18 protein-coding genes and 1 pseudogene are annotated in these 15,879 nt (G+C 74.4%); 13 read left to right on the forward strand and 6 right to left on the reverse strand.

Annotated features, from left to right (window positions below):
• Positions 1 to 78 precede the first annotated feature (78 nt).
• Positions 79 to 1,212: an ABC transporter substrate-binding protein gene (locus DSM104329_RS14505; RefSeq protein ID WP_259316156.1), complete on the forward strand. Its 1,134-nt coding sequence runs from the start codon at positions 79 to 81 to the stop codon at positions 1,210 to 1,212.
• A 303-nt stretch (positions 1,213 to 1,515) separates the two neighbouring features.
• Here the strand turns inward: DSM104329_RS14505 and DSM104329_RS14510 are convergent.
• Positions 1,516 to 1,677: pseudogene (locus DSM104329_RS14510) on the reverse strand (VOC family protein); the annotation flags it as partial.
• 452 nt (positions 1,678 to 2,129) lie between these two features.
• Here DSM104329_RS14510 and DSM104329_RS14515 point away from each other — a divergent pair.
• A complete protein-coding gene (locus tag DSM104329_RS14515) occupies positions 2,130 to 2,402 on the forward strand; it encodes a DUF6027 family protein (RefSeq protein WP_259316158.1) in 273 nt (90 codons plus the stop codon).
• 301 nt (positions 2,403 to 2,703) lie between these two features.
• Here DSM104329_RS14515 and DSM104329_RS14520 read toward each other — a convergent pair whose 3' ends face one another.
• The 4 genes from DSM104329_RS14520 to DSM104329_RS14535 all read right to left on the reverse strand — a co-directional run bounded on the left by DSM104329_RS14520 (position 2,704) and on the right by DSM104329_RS14535 (position 6,756).
• Positions 2,704 to 3,519 carry a class I SAM-dependent methyltransferase gene (locus DSM104329_RS14520; protein WP_259316159.1) on the reverse strand — a complete coding sequence of 272 codons (816 nt, stop codon included), beginning with the start codon at positions 3,517 to 3,519 and terminating at the stop codon, positions 2,704 to 2,706.
• A 103-nt stretch (positions 3,520 to 3,622) separates the two neighbouring features.
• On the reverse strand, positions 3,623 to 5,260 hold the full coding sequence (locus DSM104329_RS14525; protein ID WP_259316160.1) for a helix-turn-helix transcriptional regulator: 1,638 nt from the start codon (positions 5,258 to 5,260) through the stop codon (positions 3,623 to 3,625).
• A gap of 35 nt (positions 5,261 to 5,295) precedes the next feature.
• On the reverse strand, positions 5,296 to 6,153 hold the full coding sequence (locus DSM104329_RS14530; protein WP_259316161.1) for an aldo/keto reductase: 858 nt from the start codon (positions 6,151 to 6,153) through the stop codon (positions 5,296 to 5,298).
• Between the two features lie 30 nt (positions 6,154 to 6,183).
• Entirely contained in the window at positions 6,184 to 6,756 is a 573-nt protein-coding gene (locus DSM104329_RS14535) for a TetR/AcrR family transcriptional regulator (protein ID WP_259316162.1), read from the reverse strand.
• A 348-nt stretch (positions 6,757 to 7,104) separates the two neighbouring features.
• Here DSM104329_RS14535 and DSM104329_RS14540 point away from each other — a divergent pair, with 348 nt between their 5' ends.
• Entirely contained in the window at positions 7,105 to 7,275 is a 171-nt protein-coding gene (locus tag DSM104329_RS14540) for a hypothetical protein (RefSeq protein WP_259316163.1), read from the forward strand.
• A 13-nt stretch (positions 7,276 to 7,288) separates the two neighbouring features.
• On the opposite strand, the gene DSM104329_RS14545 is transcribed toward DSM104329_RS14540, so the two are convergent.
• Positions 7,289 to 8,326 carry an aminotransferase class V-fold PLP-dependent enzyme gene (locus tag DSM104329_RS14545; RefSeq protein ID WP_259316164.1) on the reverse strand — a complete coding sequence of 346 codons (1,038 nt, stop codon included), beginning with the start codon at positions 8,324 to 8,326 and terminating at the stop codon, positions 7,289 to 7,291.
• Between the two features lie 144 nt (positions 8,327 to 8,470).
• On the opposite strand from DSM104329_RS14545, the gene DSM104329_RS14550 reads away from it, so the two are divergent.
• The 10 genes from DSM104329_RS14550 (at position 8,471) to DSM104329_RS14595 (ending at position 15,856) form a co-directional block, all read left to right on the forward strand.
• The gene (locus DSM104329_RS14550; protein WP_259316165.1) at positions 8,471 to 9,013 is read left to right on the forward strand and encodes a nuclear transport factor 2 family protein; all 543 of its coding nucleotides are present in this window, start codon (positions 8,471 to 8,473) and stop codon (positions 9,011 to 9,013) included.
• Between the two features lie 49 nt (positions 9,014 to 9,062).
• Positions 9,063 to 9,419 carry a hypothetical protein gene (locus DSM104329_RS14555; RefSeq protein ID WP_259316166.1) on the forward strand — a complete coding sequence of 119 codons (357 nt, stop codon included), beginning with the start codon at positions 9,063 to 9,065 and terminating at the stop codon, positions 9,417 to 9,419.
• A 230-nt stretch (positions 9,420 to 9,649) separates the two neighbouring features.
• Positions 9,650 to 11,242 (forward strand): class I adenylate-forming enzyme family protein, encoded by a 1,593-nt coding sequence (locus DSM104329_RS14560; RefSeq protein WP_259316167.1) that lies wholly within the window; start codon positions 9,650 to 9,652, stop codon positions 11,240 to 11,242.
• A gap of 61 nt (positions 11,243 to 11,303) precedes the next feature.
• Complete coding sequence (locus DSM104329_RS14565) at positions 11,304 to 11,636, forward strand: ArsR/SmtB family transcription factor (RefSeq protein WP_259316168.1); 333 nt, start codon at positions 11,304 to 11,306, stop codon at positions 11,634 to 11,636.
• Positions 11,633 to 12,151, forward strand: coding sequence for an SRPBCC family protein (locus tag DSM104329_RS14570; RefSeq protein WP_259316169.1), 519 nt, complete (start codon positions 11,633 to 11,635; stop codon positions 12,149 to 12,151). The genes DSM104329_RS14565 and DSM104329_RS14570 overlap by 4 nt, the downstream gene beginning before the upstream one ends.
• A 44-nt stretch (positions 12,152 to 12,195) precedes the next feature.
• Entirely contained in the window at positions 12,196 to 12,654 is a 459-nt protein-coding gene (locus DSM104329_RS14575) for a nitroreductase family deazaflavin-dependent oxidoreductase (RefSeq protein WP_259316170.1), read from the forward strand.
• 47 nt (positions 12,655 to 12,701) lie between these two features.
• Positions 12,702 to 13,400 (forward strand): hypothetical protein, encoded by a 699-nt coding sequence (locus DSM104329_RS14580; RefSeq protein ID WP_259316171.1) that lies wholly within the window; start codon positions 12,702 to 12,704, stop codon positions 13,398 to 13,400.
• A gap of 37 nt (positions 13,401 to 13,437) precedes the next feature.
• Entirely contained in the window at positions 13,438 to 14,166 is a 729-nt protein-coding gene (locus DSM104329_RS14585) for a hypothetical protein (RefSeq protein WP_259316172.1), read from the forward strand.
• On the forward strand, positions 14,166 to 15,104 hold the full coding sequence (locus DSM104329_RS14590) for an aminotransferase class IV (protein ID WP_259310573.1): 939 nt from the start codon (positions 14,166 to 14,168) through the stop codon (positions 15,102 to 15,104). Before DSM104329_RS14585 ends, DSM104329_RS14590 begins: the two co-directional genes overlap by 1 nt.
• A gap of 41 nt (positions 15,105 to 15,145) precedes the next feature.
• Positions 15,146 to 15,856, forward strand: coding sequence for a sulfotransferase-like domain-containing protein (locus tag DSM104329_RS14595; protein WP_456064515.1), 711 nt, complete (start codon positions 15,146 to 15,148; stop codon positions 15,854 to 15,856).
• The last annotated feature ends 23 nt before the right edge of the window (positions 15,857 to 15,879 follow it).

The following is a 15,879-nucleotide window of genomic DNA, read 5'->3' on the forward strand; positions in this document are numbered from 1 at the left end:
CACACATGGCGTTCGGCGACTCGCCGGTCAGCCGGCGGCCGTGTGGACCCAGGTTCGTCCCGCTAGCGTGCCGCGACCATGCGCCGTCTCCTCACGCTGCTCGTGCTCCTCGTCGCGCTCACCGCTCCCGCCGCTGCGGGCGCGGCGCTTCCCGCGACCGACATCCACATCGGTGCGGCCTTCTCCGCGACCGGCTCCGGCTCGACCTACGGCGGCCAGCAGGCGGACGCGGCGCGCCTCGCCGTGGACGAGGTCAACGCGTCGGGGGCGCTCGGCCCGGCCCGGCTGGTCCTCGACGTGCGCGACGACGGGTCGTCGGCGAGCCGGTCGACCGCGGCGTTCCAGCAGCTCATCGACGGCGGCGCCGTCGCGCTCCTCGGCCCCACGCTCTCCACGTCCGCGCTGGCTGCCGACCGGGTCGCCCAGGCGCGCGGCATCCCGGTCGTGAGCGTGTCGAACACCGGCGACGGCGTGCTGGACATCGGCGACTTCATCTTCCGCGTCGCGCTCTCCGAGCGCGCGGTCCTGCCCGTCACCGTCGCCGTCTCCCATCGCCGCCTGCGCTACCGCCGGGCCGCGATCGTGTGGGCGCGCGGCGACACGTACTCCCGCAGCGCCCGCGACGTCTTCCGGCGGTCGCTGCGCAAGCTGCGCGGCGTGCGCGTGGTGGCCGACCGCTCGTTCGCCCAGGGCTCTGCCGCGGGACACCGGACCGCGCTGCGCGACGTCGCGCAGCGCCGGCCCGACGCGCTCTTCATCGCCGCGCTGGCGCCCGACGTGATCGACCTCATGACGATCGCGCGCCGGACGCCCGCGCTGCGCGAAGTGCCGTTCGTCGGCGGCGACGCGTTCAACACGCCGGGGCTCATGGACCAGGCCGGCGACGTCGCCGAGGGCGCGATCTCCGGCACGGCCTGGATCGCCGGCGAGGACACGCCCGGCAACGCCGCCTTCGTGCGCACGTACCGAGAGCGGCTGGGCTACCAGCCCGACCAGTTCGCCGCCCAGGCCTACACCGGCGTGAAGCTGCTCGCAGCCGCGATCGTCCGCGCCGGGTCGGCCGACCCGCGCGCGATCCGCCGCGCGCTCGCCGGCCTGCGCGACGTCGACACCGTGCTCGGCCGCTTCTCGTTCGCGGCCGATCGCGAGCCGGTCTACGAGCCGGTCATCCAGCAGGTCCGCGACTACGGGTTCGTGAAGATCGGCGGCTGAGCGGCCGGGCGGCCGAGCGGCTGAGCGGCCGGGCTGCTGAGCGGCCGGGCGGCTGATCGGTCGGGCGGCTGAGCGGCCGGGCGGCTGATCGGTCGGGCGGTCACGTCAGGAGCGGTCGGCGGCCCGGTCGATGGGCGTGTCGGGTTGACCCCAGATGCGATGTCAATCCGCCACGGGCCCTGCGCCCGACCGCCCGCCACCGCGACCCTGTCGCGTTCACGGCGCTGCACGCCGTCAGCGCGACGGGACGGCCCGTCGTGGTCGCTGCTCATGTCGGCAGCTCCTCGCCGGCGCGCTCGCTGCTCATGTCGGCAGCTCCTCGCCGGCGCGCTCGCGCACCATGTACTCGGCGTACCACTCCGGCCAGTCGGGGTCCGCCTCGCCGGTTCGCGCCTCGTGCTCTCCGTGCGCGGCCGCCGCCCGCTTGAGGGCCTCGGTCAGGTCGCTCACGGACTCATAGGTCGTCGGCATCGGGCACGTCCTCCTTCGCTCCGGGCCCGTGGTGGGTTCGCCCGACCCTAGCCCGCGCCGAAGCACGTGACAACGGAAGTGAGGCGGTGTGGACCTCCGCCGGCCGCGCCGGATCGGCGTCGCCGGCGACAACAAGCACGGCGGCGGCTGCTTCGACTGGCGGCTGCTTCGACTGGCGGCTGCTTCGACTGGCGGCTGCTTCGACTGGCGGCTGCTTCGACTGGCGGCTGCTTCGACTGGCGGCTCGGCGGCCAGTGCAGCTCGAAGGGCAACGACTACCACTCGGACCTCTCCGCCGGCTCGCGCTGCGAGCCTGGGTCGAGTCGATCACCGTGGTGCGCGACCACCGCAGCCGACCGCGGCGGCGGAGGCGATCAGGTCGTGGCCGCGCTCGAGGACGGCGGCGCTGCGCTGCCCCGTCGCCGCCCGGTCGTCACAATCGCGGGGTGACCGTCCCGCCCGAGCACCGCGAGTTCGCCCGCCAGGTCGCGCTCTCGCAGGAGGTCGATCCGCGTCCGACGTTCGAGGCGCTGTCGGCCGCGACCGGCGTCCCGGTCGACGAGCTCGTCCACCACGCGCTGGTGCGGTGGGTGGCGGCGGGCGCCGAGGCGCTCATGGCGATCGAGCCGCCGGTGCTGCGGGACCTGATCGCGGCGCGCCGGCGAGAGGACTGGACGGCGGTCGGCGGGATCGTCGACTGGCTGGAAGCGGGCCTGTAGGTCAGACTGGCCGCGGCACGCCGGCACGCCGGCACGCCGGCACGCCGGCACGCCGGCACGCCGGCACTCCGGCACTCCGGCACGCCGGCACTCCGGCACTCCGGCGGGCCAACGCGGGATCGCGGCCGGCGGAAGCTGCGCGGCCAGCTCGCCGGACCAGGCCTGGAGCACCCGCGCGAAACCGGGCTCCACGACGACCGCTGGCTCTGGCCGCCGTCCACTCGGTGGCCGGTCGCGCATGCGCCACGGCCAGGCCCGCCTGCCCACGTCGTGAGCAGACGGGTCGGCGGGTGAGCCTCGGCTACCGGGTCCGGTGCGCGACCGCGACGAGGTACTCGGACGGCATGAGCAGGCTTCCGTCCGTCGCCTCGTTGCGGCGCTCGGCCATCGACAGGATCTCGTCGCGGCAGGCCTCCCAGCGGCCCTCGCCGGTCAGGCGCTCGCGCGCCTTGACCGTCGGGCCGTAGTGCGTCTCGAAGAACACGACGTAGTGCTCGGGGGAGTCGAACCGGAACGGGTTGCTGCCGTAATGGAACTCGAGGCGCACCGGCGACTCGGCGAAGAGCCCGCGCACGTGGTCCTCGTCGCCCCACAGTGGCGGAGGAGACGCCCACTCGGGCGGGGCCGGCATGTAGCGGCCCATGATCCGGAACAGCTCGCCGACCTGGCCGCCGGGCGTCCAGTTGACGAGCACGACGCGTCCGCCGGGACGGCAGACGCGGACGAGCTCCGTGGTGACGACCTCGTGGCGAGGAGCGAACTGCACGCCGAAGGCGGAGGCGACGCGATCGAAGCTCTCGTCGTCGAAGGGCAGGTCCTCGGCGTCGCCGGCCACCCAGTGGACGTCCACGCCGAGCCCGTCGGCCCGGTACTCGGCGATCTCCAGCAGCTCGGGCGTGAGGTCGAGGCCGGCGACCCGGGCCCCGGCGGCGGCGGCGCGCACGGCGATGTTGCCCGTGCCGGTCGCGACGTCGAGCACGTCCTGCCCCGGGGCGAGGTCGAGGTGGGCGAGCAGGTCGCGCGGCGGGACCTCGTCGATGACCTCGGCGACGGCGGCGTAGTCGCCCGCGGCCCAGGTCGACCGGTGAGCGCGCTTGAGGTCGGCAACGGCGGTCATGCGTCTGCCCTCCCTTGGGGGGTCGGTTGCGGTGCGGAATGCACGCCCGCCAGCATCCGCGCGCCCGGCCGCCCGCACATCGGGAGGACGCCCTATCTGCTCCCTATGCGCCGCGGGCCGCGTACGCCGCGGCCTCGGTGCGGTTGCGCACGCCGAGCTTGGAGAGGATGCGGCTGACGTGGTGGCCGGCGGTCTTCTCGCTGATCACGAGCGTCTGGGCGATCTGCGCGTTCGACAGTCCCATCGCCAGCAGCGACAGCACCTGCTGCTCGCGCGCGGTCAGCTCGCCGTACGCGCGGGGACGCGCCGCGGTGCCGGCGCCGAGGTCGCGCAGGACCGCCGCCGCCGCGTCCATCGCGCGCGACGCGCCGAGCTCGCGGAAGGTGGCGAACGCGGTGCGGGCCTCGTCGAGGGCGACGTCCGGGGCGACCGTGCGCAGGCTGCGGGCGAGCTCGAGCCGCGCCTCGCCCGCGTCGAGCGGCATGCCGAGCCGGCTGAACTCGGCCAGGGCGCACCGTGCGGCATCGGCGGCTGCGGCGCTGTCCTCGCACGCCAGGGCGACGCGGGCGGCCGCGAGGTCCCCGCGCGCCGCGACGACGCGGATTCCCGACGGAGCGGCCAGCGCGGCGAGCTCGTCGGCGGCCTGCGCCGCTCCCGGCGCGTCGCCGCAGGCCAGGCGGGCGTCGACGAGCGGCGCCAGCAGCTGGGTGGCGCGCATCGCGTCGTCCCCCGCCGCGCGCAGCCCGCGCTCGAGCAGCTCGACCGCCATCTGCGGCTGGGCCTCGGCGATGCGCAGCTGGGCGAGCGCGCGCAGCGACGACAGGTGCTCCTCGCGGCCCGCCAGCAGCTGCTCTGCCTCGGGCAGGCGCCCCTGGCGGATGCGCAGCTCGGCGAGCGCGGCGACGGTCGGCGCGCCCATCGCGGGCACGTAGCGCCGATGCGCGGCGAGCGCGCTCTCGAGCGCCTGCTCCGCCTCCGGCCATCGCCCGGTCGAGACGAGCACGTCGGCGTGAACGGTCCGGCAGGCGCCGAGCAGCGGGGTCGCGTCGTGGGCGCGCGCGAAGTCGTCGACCAGCTCGCACCATTCGGCCGCACGCTCCCACTCGCCGGCGTTCGTGCAGGCGATGATGAGGTTGCAGTACGCCTCGCCGAGCGTGTGGACGTTGCGCACGCGCCCGGACGCCGCCGCGGCCATCGCCTCCTCGAGCAGGCGCATGCCGTCCTCGCGGCGCCCGGCGCTCACCTCCGCTCGGCCGAGGATGCTCAGGGCGTAGACCTCGAGGTCGCCGGCGTCGGAGTCCTGCGCCACGGCCATCGCCCGCCGGGCGTGTGCGGCGCACTCGTCGACGCTCGCGGCGTGCCGCGCCCGTTCGATCGCCACCCAGCCCTGCCCGGCGCACGGGCCCGCTCCCTCGAGCGCGCGCTCGGCCCGGGCGAGCCAGCCCCGCGCCGCCGACGCGCGGCCCGAGATCAGGTACTGGTGCGAGATCCACACGCCCGCGCGGGCCGCCTCGTCGCAGCGCCCGCCGCGGGCGTAGGCGTCGAACGCGCGCTCGCGCGCCGCGATGCCGTCGTCGACGTCGCCGAGGAACCAGAGCGCCTGCCCCAGGCCGTCGAGCGCCTCGGCCGACCCACGGGCCGCCAGCTCCGCCTCGAACGCCGTCCGGGCGTCGGCCCACCGCGCGTCCTCGAGCGCCTGCCGTCCCGCCTCGAGCTGGTCGCCGCCGGACTCGGGGTCCATCTCGGGATGATCCCAGACGAGGCGGGGCGCGCCGCTCAGCGCGACGCGTCGTCCAGCCGGGCGATCTCGTCGCCCGTGAGCTGCAGGCCGGCCGCGGCGACGTTCTCCTCGAGATGCGCGACCGAGCCGGTGCCCGGGATCGGCAGCATCACCGGGCTGCGCTGCAGCAGCCAGGCCAGCGCGACCTGCCCGGGCGTGGCGTCGTGCGCGGCGGCGATCTCGGCGACCGCGCCGCCCGGCTGGGCCAGGCGCCCGGCGGCCAGCGGGAACCACGGGATGAAGCCGATGCCCTCGCGCTCGCAGTACTCGAGGACGTCCTCGGCGGCGCGGTCGGCCAGGTTGTAGCGGTTCTGCACCGTGGCGATCGGCACCACGGCGCGCGCGGCCTCGATGTCGGCGACGGAGACCTCGGAGAGCCCGACGTGGCGGACGAGCCCCTCGTCGAGGGCCTCGAGCAGCAGCTGGAACTGGTCGTCCGCCGGCGTGCCGGGGTCGATGCGGTGCAGCTGCCACAGGTCGATGCGATCGACGCCGAGCCGCTGCCGGCTGAGCTCGAGCTGCTGGCGCAGGTAGTCCGGGCGGCCGAGCGTGTGCCACTCCTGCGGGCCCGTGCGCGTGAAGCCCGCCTTCGTCGCGACCGTCATGCCCTCGTAGGGGTGCAGCGCCTCGCCGATGAGCTCCTCGGAGATGGCAGGCCCGTAGGAGTCGGCGGTGTCGATGAAGTCCACGCCGAGCTCCGGCAGGCGGCGCAGGACGGCCAGCGCGGCGTCGCGGTCGCGCGGTGGGCCCCAGATGCCCTCGCCGGTGATGCGCATCGCTCCGTAGCCGAGGCGCGTCACCTCCAGGTCGCCGCCGATCTTGAAGGTCCCGGATGCCTGTGCTGTCGTCGCCATGACGAATGACGCTAGCCGGGCCCGGGGGCGCTATGCGGAGGGGCGGGCGCGGATGCCGTCGAGCGCCATGCCCAGCACGTGGCCGCGCTGCTCGTCGCTGACGTACGTCGCGGCGGTGATGCCGGCCAGCATGCGCAGCACGTCGTCGAACTCGGCGTCGGCGCGGATCTCGCCGGCCATCTGGGCGCGGCGGAAGAGCGGCTCGCTGGCGGCGACCATCGCGGCGCGGCAGTCGCGCAGCGTCGTCGAGTCCTTGTTGAGCCCCTCCTTGATCGCCATCTTCGTCGCGACGTAGCCGGCGAACCGGTCGACCCATGCGGCGAAGGCCTCCCACGGGGCCAGCCGGCCCATCCCGCGGGCCGCCCCGCAGAGCTCCTCGACCTCGCCGACGTAGACGGCGTCGAACAGGTCCAGGCGCGTGGGGAAGTTGCGGTAGAGCGTGCCGATCCCCACCCCGGCGCGGCGGGCGATCTCCTCGAGCGAGGCGTCGGCGCCCTGCTCGGCGAACACGTCGCGCGCGGCGGCGAGCAGCGCGTCGAAGTTGCGGCGCGCGTCCGCGCGCTGCGGACGGCGGACGGCGACGGTGGGGGCGGTGTCTGACATCTTCCTGACTGATTCTAGTGAACTGGAGGGAGTCCTCCGCTATAGTGGAGGCCATCCTCCGCATCACCGACATATCCCCTCCTCCCGCCGGTCCGCGCCCTTCGCGCGCCGCCCGCGGCGAGCAGGCCGTGATCGCGCAGTGGCTGCGCGAGCAGGCGACCACCAGCACCCCCGCCCCGGCCTCCGCGGCGGACCCGGCCCCGCCGGTCAGACCGGCGCGCAGCGCGTGTCGGTACCGCAGCCACGGGTCGGCGTGGCCGGCATCCGAGCCGTCATCGCGGCGGCCCGCGCGGCCCGCGTCGATCGGGAGGGCGCGGGCGCGTCCGCTCGAGCTCTGAGCCTGCGGCAGTGGCCGCGTTCTCCAAGGTCGACAACCTCACGATCCTCAACGGCGCCCAGGGCGTCGCGGAGATGATGAACCAGATCATCGGGCAGCCGGGCCCGGCGCTGAAGCTCGCGCGCGAGACGCTCAGCGCGTCGTCGACGAACGGGCCGCAGCCGCCGGTCCCCGCGGCGTAGCGGCGGCCGGCGCTCAGCCGGTGAGCACGTCGAGCACGCGGTCGACGTCGGCCTCGTCGTTGTAGGCGTGCCACGACGTCCGCAGCCGTCCCCCGCGCTCGGCCGCCACGATCCCCGCCCGCTGTAGGCGGTCGAAGCCGCCCGGCACCTCGGCCGAAACGATCGCGCTCGCCGCGGGCTCCAGCCCGAGGCCGGCGCGAAACCGGTTGGCCAGTGCCACGTCGTGCCGGTGGATCGCCCCGACGCCGATCTCCTCGACGAGCGCGAGCGCCGGCGCCGTGCCCATCCACGAGAACCACGCGGGCGAGGTGTCGAGCCGGCGGGCGCTCGCGGCCAGCCGCAACGGTGGCCCGAAGTAGCTCTTGTGGACGTCATCGCCGGCGTACCAGCCCGCGCTGTGCGGCACGGCGTGCTCGAGCAGGCGGTCCGACACGGCGGCGAACGCGCTCCCGCGCGGCGACATCAGCCACTTGTAGGCGTGGCCGAGCACCGCGTCGAACGCGAAGCCGTCGAGGGGCAGCCAGCCGACCGCCTGCGTGGCGTCGCACAGCGTCAACGTGCCGGCGCTCCGCGCGGCGGCCGCCACGGCGGGCAGGTCGGCCACCTCCCCGGTCGCCATCTGCACGGCGCTGAACGCGGCGGCGTCCGCCCCGTCGGCGATCGCGTCGGCGAGGCGGTCCGCCGGGACGGTCCGCACCTCGAGGCGCTCCTGGACGAGGACGGGGAACAGCGTCGAGGTGAACTCGATGTCGGGCACGACGACGCGCGCGCCCGCCGGCAGGGCGGTCACGACGCAGCCCATGAGCTCGGACACCGTGGCGCCGACGGCGACGCGCTCGACGGGCACGCCGACCAGCCGCGCGAACGACGCCCGCGCCGTCTCGGTGGCCTCGCCCCAGCCCTCCCAGCTCGTGCGGCCGGCGTGCCAGTCGGCCAGAGCGTTCTGCAGCGCCTCCCAGCCCGGCCGCGGGGGCAGCCCGAAGCTCGCGGTGTTGCAGTAGACGCCGGTGGGCTCCCAGAGCCCGCGGAAGCGTTCGACGGCCGCCGTCATCGCCCGGGCACACTAACGCCGGTGCGTGTCACCCATGGGCGACGCGTCACACGCCGGAGCCCCGGCTCGCCGAGCTCCACGCCGTGAAGCGCGACCGCACGCCGACCGGGTGTGAACGCCCGCCGAACCGGGCAGCGAACCGGCATGCCAACCACCTCGCGCCGCCTGCGGCCGCTCTCCCTGCTGGTCGTCACCTCGACCGCCCTCGCCCTCTCGGCCTGCGGCGGCGACGACGGCGGCGGCGGCGGGACGGGCACCGGGTCGGCATCGTCGTCCGCGGCGGGCGGCGACGATCGCGAGGCGATCACCGCGCTCGTCACCGACTACACGAACGCGTTCGCCGACGGCGACTACGACAAGGCGTGCGACTTCCTCACCGACGACGCCCGCCAGGAGATCGAGAAGGCGGCCGAGCAGCTCGACGCCGATGGCTGCACGGAGGCGCTCCAGAAGGCGACCGACGGCCTCGACGACAAGACGAAGGAGACGCTGCGCGGCCTCCAGGTCACGTCGATCGAGCTCGACGGCGACCGCGCGGTCGTCAGGACGAAGCTGAAGGACTCCAGCGAGCAGACCGAGCCGGCGACCGTGGTCAAGGAAGACGGCGAGTGGCGCATCGCGCCCACGACCGGGGTGCAGGCCCGCACCGCGACCGTCCCGACCGCCACGGTGCCTGAGAGCCCCTGAGCGAGCAGTCCGCTTGCCTCCACCGGCGCGGCATAGGAAGCTGCGCCGCATGCGCGCTCTGCTGGTCACCCTGGCGGTCGCGGCCCTGGCGGCGGTCGCCGGACCGGCCGCCGCGTCGGCGAAGGGCTGCGGCGACATCCTCGACGAGGGCATCACGCCGCAGAACATCGCCGTGTCCCGGACGTCGTGCGCGAAGGGCCGCTCGGTCGCGGACGCCGTGGCGAAGGTGCCCGACGCTCCATGGCGCGGGTGCGTGGTGATCCGCCGCAGCGGGCTGCGGCTCACCGATCCGTGCGTCCAGCAGGGCTTCCGCTGCGCGGTCGCCGAGCGCTTGGGCGCGCGCGGGTTCGGGATGCGCGTGCAGTGCCGGCGCGGCTCGCGCACCGTCACGTTCGCCCTGCGCTGAGGCTCAGGGGGCCAACAGCACGTCCGGCGCGGCGGCCTCGATCAGCGGCCGGCTCGCCACCGCGGAGGTCGGCCAGCTCGGGAACTCGCCCAGCGCCGGGTGAAGGAGGCGCGGTCCGCCCCGGCCGGGCGGGCGGTGCCGCCACGCGTCGTGCGCATGATCGCGAGCACCGCCGCGTCGGCCTGCGCCATCGTCGTCTGCGCGGGCGGCTTCCGTAGGATGCCCGCGCCATGCAGATCGACGGAGGACCACTCGAGCGGCCCGCGGGACCGCTGCACGAGCTGCTCGTCACCGGCCTCGCTGCGCAGCCCGGCGACGCCGCGATCGTCTCGGCCGGCCGGCAGCTGACCTGGTCGGAGCTCGACGGCGAGAGCACGCGCCTCGCGCTCGCCTATCGCGCGATCGGCCTGAGCCCGGGCGACCGGCTCGCCTCGCTCATGCCCAACCGCGTCGAGCTCGTCATCCACTACCTCGCCTGCTTCAAGGCGGGGCTCGTCGCGACGCCGCTGAACTACCGCTACACGTTCCGCGAGATCGACCACGCGCTCGAGGTCAGCGGCGCCTCGGCGCTGCTCTTCCACGCGGAGCGCACGGAGGACCTGACCGCCAGCCGGCTGGCGGGCGGCCTCGCGCTCGGCACGGTCGCGTTCCGCGAAGGCGGCGCCGACGCGAGCGCCACCCATCGCTTGGACGCGCTGCTCGCCGGCGAGCCTCCGGCCGCCGAGCTCACGGCGCCCGGGCCCGCCGACCCCGCCGCGATCTTCTTCACGTCCGGCAGCACCGGGCCGGCGAAGGGCGTCACGCACACGCACGAGTCGCTGCGCTGGATGGTCGCCAGCGCCATCTCCGGCCTGGAGATCACCGACCGCGACGCGTTCCTGCCGGGCTCGTCGATGTCGCACATCGGCTCGTTCCTGTGGGCGCTGAGCTCCCTGTCGGCGGGGGCGCGCGTCGTCGTGGCGCGCACGTACGACGCCCACGAGATCCTGCCCCTGCTGCGGACCCATCAGCCGACGGTGCTGGCGATGATCCCCGCGGCGCTCGCGGCGCTCATCCGCGACCACGACGTCCAGCCGCAGGACTTCGCGTGCCTGCGGCTGTGCCGGGCCGGCGCGGACAAGGTCTCCGCCGAGCTCATGACCGAGTTCTCGGCGCTCGCGGGGTTCCCGGTCGACGAGGGCTACGGCATGACCGAGGTCGGCCTGGCGACGCTCAACCCGCCGTCGGGGCTGATCAAGCAGGGCTCGATCGGCCGGCCGCTGGTCGGCTTCAGCGTCGCGCTGCGCGACGAGGACGACCAGCCGGTCGAGCACGCCGGCGAGGTCGGCCGCATCTGGATCCGCACGCACAGCCGGATGGCCGGCTACTGGGAGGCGCCGCAGGCCACCGCGGACGTCCTCGAGGACGGCTGGCTGGACTCCGGGGACCTCGCGCGCGCCGACGAGGACGGCTACCTCTGGTTCTTCGGGCGCAAGAAGCAGATCATCGTCCACGACGGGTCGAACATCAGCCCGTTCGAGGTCGAGGGCGCGCTCATGGAGCACCCCGCCATCGAGCTCGCGGCCGTGATCGGCATCCATGACACCGTGCACGGCGAGAACGTCCGCGCCTACGTCACGCTGCGCGAGGGCGCGCCGCGGACGAGCGCCGCGGACCTGATCGTGTTCTGCCGCGAGCGGGTCGGCTACAAGGCGCCCGAAGAGATCGTCTTCCTCGACGAGATGCCGCTGAACCCGACGGGCAAGCTCGATCGCAACGGCCTCAGGCAGATGGCCGAGGATCACCTGCACCCCCACGGGCTCGACGAGTCCGCGGCCGCCTGACCGGCGCTCGATCGGATATATGCCCTTGACGGCATATGCCGTCTGAGGCATTCTTCTCGACATGGCCGCACCATCGGCCGTCTGGGCCGCACTCGCCGACGAGCACCGCCGCGCCGCGCTCGAACTGCTGCTCGAGCGCCCGTGTTCGGTGGCCGAGGTCATGCGCGAGCTGCGGCTGAGCCAGCCCAGCACCTCCAAGCACCTGCGCGTGCTGCGCGAGGCCGGCCTCGTCTCGGTGCGCCAGGACGGCCAGCGGCGCATCTACGCCGTCCGCCACCAACCCCTGGCCGAGCTGCACGAGTGGCTGGGCCGCTACCGCGCGCTGTGGGACGGCAGCCTCGACGCGCTGGAGCGCCGCCTCGACCAGACCGCGACCCGGGAGGAGCCCGCATGACGCAGCACGGCATCTACACGACCGTCGACGACCGCCCCGCCGTGCGGTTCGACCGCCGCCTCCCCCACCCGGTCGCGGCGGTGTGGCGCGGGGTCACCGATCCCGGCGAGCTGGCCCACTGGTTCCCGTGCGCCGTCGAGCTCGACGGGCTGCGGCCCGGCGCCGCCATGCGCTTCGACTTCGGCGGGGGCTTCGTGCTCGACGGTGAGGTCCTCGAGCTCGACGTGCCGCGCCGGTTCGCCTTTCGCTGGGGCAAGGACGTCGTTCGCCTCGAACTCGATCCCGACGGCGACGACGCGACGCTGCTGTCCTTCGTCCACGTCCTGCACGAGGAGGGCGAGGACGCCGCGGCGAAGACCATGGCGGGCTGGCACGTCTGCCTCGACGCGATGGAGGCCGCACTGGCCGGGGCCCCGATCGCGCCGTCCGGCGGGCCGTCGCCCGAGCGGCGCCGGCGCTACGACGAGTACGTCGCCGCCGGGGTCCCGGCGGGGGCGGCGATCCCCGGCACCTAGGAATCCGAGCACGCGGTCGGCATGGCGTGCGATGCTCACGTCACATGGTCAGCGACCACGCGTACGCGCGCTTCTCGTCGTCGCTCGGCGCCCGCGGGCTGCGGCTCGCGGGGCGGTTCAACGTCGCGGTGTACCGCCTCAGCCGCGGGCGGCTGATGAGCAAGGTCGGCCGGGCCCCCGTGCTGCTGCTCACCACGACCGGTCGCCGCAGCGGCCAGCCGCGCACCGCTCCCCTCCTGTATCTCGACGACGGCGGGCGCTTCGTCGTCATCGGATCGAACGCGGGCAACCCGCGGGCCGCCGCTTGGGCGCTGAACCTGCGGGCCGACCCGGACGCCGAGGTCGAGATCCGCGGCCGCCGGCAGCGCGTGCGGGCGCGCGTCGCGTCCGGCGCCGAGCGCGACGAGCTGTGGCGGCGGATGAACGAGCAGTACGCGGGCTTCGAGGACTACCGCGCCCGGACCTCCCGCGACATCCCGGTGCTGGTGCTCGACCCCGTGTAGGACAGGATTTTCCCACCGCCCGCTGGTTCGCCCATAGGATCGCCTCCATGGAAGCCGCCGCGGCCCCGTCCAAGAAGCTCGACGTCGGGAAGGTCATCAACGAGACGTTCTCGGTCTACGGCCAGAACGCGGTCGTCGTGCTCGCCTCGTCGATCGTGGTGTTCGTGGTCGTCGGCGTCGTGTCCGGGCTCCTGCAGACGGCCGGCGGCTTCGTGCCGCAGGCCCTCGCGGCGGTCATCCGCGTCGCGGGCTTCGCGTTCTACACGGGCTTCGTCGTGCGCCTCGTCGAGGACGTCCGCGACGGGCGGCGCGACCAGACGATCGGCGGGCTGATGTCGTCGGCGATGCCCGCGATCGTCTCGCTCGTCGTGTTCGGCATCCTCTTCGGCATCGGGGTCGGCATCGGCCTCGTGCTGATCATCGTCCCCGGCCTGATCCTGCTGACGTTCTGGTCGGTCGGCGCGCCGGCGATCGTGGTGGAGCGCGCCGGGCCGATCGAGGCCTTCGGGCGCAGCTGGCGGCTGGTGCGCGGCGACGCCTGGTCGGTGTTCGGCGCGCTGCTCGTGATGCTGCTGTTCATCATCGTGATCGGCGTCGTGCTCGCCGTCATCGCCACGCCGATCGGCAACGGGGCCATCGTCGTCGCGAACGTCATCTCGAACGTCATCACCGCGCCGCTGTTCGCCATCGCGGTCAGCGTGATGTTCTTCGACCTCGGCGGCGGCCGGCCGGCCGGCCGGGCCTGAGCCCGGGCCCGGCCGATAGATGGCCGGCGTGGGACGCATGAGCCTGGCCCTCGCCGCGGCGGTCGCGGCCTGCGCCGTCCCGGCCGCCGCCTCCGGCGCCGTCCACCTCCGCGGCACGGCCTACGAGTTCAACAACACGGACGTGCGGCTGGCCGGCGCGACGATCCGCGTCGCGGAGAACCGAAGCGTCGTCGCGACGACGCGGCCGGACGGCACGTACGACCTGCGCGTCCCGGGCCGCGGACGCGTGACGCCGTACATCGTCGCGGCCGGCTACCACACCATCTACCTGCAGACGTTCCGCATCCGGGGCCGCGACCTCGCGCGCGTGAACTTCCAGACGCCGACCGACGCGGTGTACGGCGCGCTGGCGACCCTGCTGCAGGTGCCGCTGGACGCCGCCGGCGAGCCGCAGGAGTGCGCGATCGTGTCGACCTTCAGCACGCGCCGGGTCCGCACGCTGAGCTTCGACGAGTTCACGGCCTTCGGCGCCCACGGCGTCGCCGGCGCCACGGCCTCGGCGACCCCCTCCCTGCCCTCGCCCGTGTACTTCAACGACCAGGTCGTCCCCGACCCGGCGCAGCAGCGCTCCTCGATCGACGGCGGCGTCATCTGGACCCGCGTCCCCGCCGGGATCTACCGGATCCGCGCGAAGCATCCGACCCGGCGGTTCGCGAGCTTCGTCGCCACCTGCGAGCCCGGGCGCATCGTGAACGCCAACCCGCCCTGGGGCCTCCACGAGCTGAGGGCGAAGCGGCGCGGCTGATGGCGCACGGCACGCACGACTTCGAGGACGACCCCCGCAACGAGCACATCCTGATCTCGGTCAACGGCGAGCTCGTGCCCCGTGAGCGGGCGGTGGTCTCGGTGTTCGACTCGGGGTTCGTGCTCGGCGACGGCGTCTGGGAGGGCCTGCGGGTCCGCGGCGGGCACCCCGCGTTCCTCGAGCGTCACCTCGACCGCCTGTTCGAGGGCGCGAAGGCGATCATGCTCGACGTCGGCCGCAGCCGCGCGGAGCTCGCCGCCGCCGTCTACGCCACCCTGCGCGCGAACGGCATGACCGACGGCGTGCACGTGCGCCTCATGGTCACCCGCGGCGTCAAGCGCACGCCGTACCAGGACCCGCGCGTGACCGTCGGCCCCGCCACCGTCGTGATCATCGCCGAGCACAAGCAGCCGCTGCCCGCGACCGTCACGCACGGCATCACGCTCTTCACGACCCACGTGCGCCGGGCGACGCCCGACACGCTCGACCCCAAGCTCAACGCGCACAGCAAGCTCAACGACATCACCGCGTGCATCCAGGCCTACACGGCGGGGGCCGACGAGGCGCTGATGCTGGACCCGCACGGCTTCGTCGCGACGTGCAACAGCACCCACTTCTTCGTCGTGACCGGCACTGCCGAGGAACCCGAGGTCTGGACGTCGGACGGGCGCTTCTGCCTGCCCGGCATCACCCGGTCCAACGTCCTGGCGCTCTGCCGCGACGGCGGCATCGCCCACCGCGAGACGACCTTCAGCCTCACCGACGTCTACAGCGCGCGGGAGGCGTTCGTCACCGGGACGTTCGCCGGCGTGGTCCCGGTGCGCAGCGTGGACGGCCGGACGATCGGCACCGGCGCGCGCGGTCCTGTGGTGGAGCGGCTGCAGACGATGTACGCGGAGCTGGTCGACGCGGACGTCGCGGGCCGGGCCGCGTCGTGACGGATGCCGAGGCGCGCGTCACGCCGGTCACGCGGGTGGCGATGTGGTCCGGGCCGCGCAACATCTCGACGGCGATGATGCGCAGCTTCGAGAACCGCCCGGACACCGTCGTCGTCGACGAACCGCTCTACGCCGCCTACCTCGCGCGCACCGGGATCGACCACCCGGCCCGCGAGGAGGTCGTCGCGTCGCAGCCGACCGACCTCGCCGAGGCCATCGCGGCCCTGAGCGCCCCGCTGCCCGGCGCCGTCCGCGTCCACTACGCCAAGCACATGACCCACCACGTCTCCGACGACATGGACCTCGGCTGGACGCTGGCCTTCCGCAACGTCATGCTCATCCGCGACCCGGCGGAGGTCGTCGCGTCCTACGTCCGCGCGCGGGAGACCTGCGAGCCCGAGGACATCGGCCTGCCCCAGCAGGAGTGGCTGGTCCGCCTCTGGGACGAGCACGGCGTGCCCCCGCCCGTCATCGATGCCGGCGAGTTCCTGCGCGCACCCGAGGCGCACCTGCGGTGGCTGTGCGACTGGCTCGAGATCCCGTTCACCGACCGCATGCTCTCCTGGCCCGCCGGTCCGCGCGAGAGCGACGGCGTGTGGGCGCCGCACTGGTATGCGGCGGTGTGGGCGTCGACCGGCTTCGAGCTGTGGCGGCCGCGCGCAATCGAGCTCTCGGACCACGACGCCGCCGTCGCCGACGCCTGCCGGCCGGCGTACGAGATGCTGCGCGCGCGGCGGGTCCGGATCCAGTAGTGGACCGATCAGCGCATCCGTCC

The organism is Capillimicrobium parvum (genome assembly GCF_021172045.1).
GTDB classification, from domain to species: domain Bacteria; phylum Actinomycetota; class Thermoleophilia; order Solirubrobacterales; family Solirubrobacteraceae; genus Capillimicrobium; species Capillimicrobium parvum.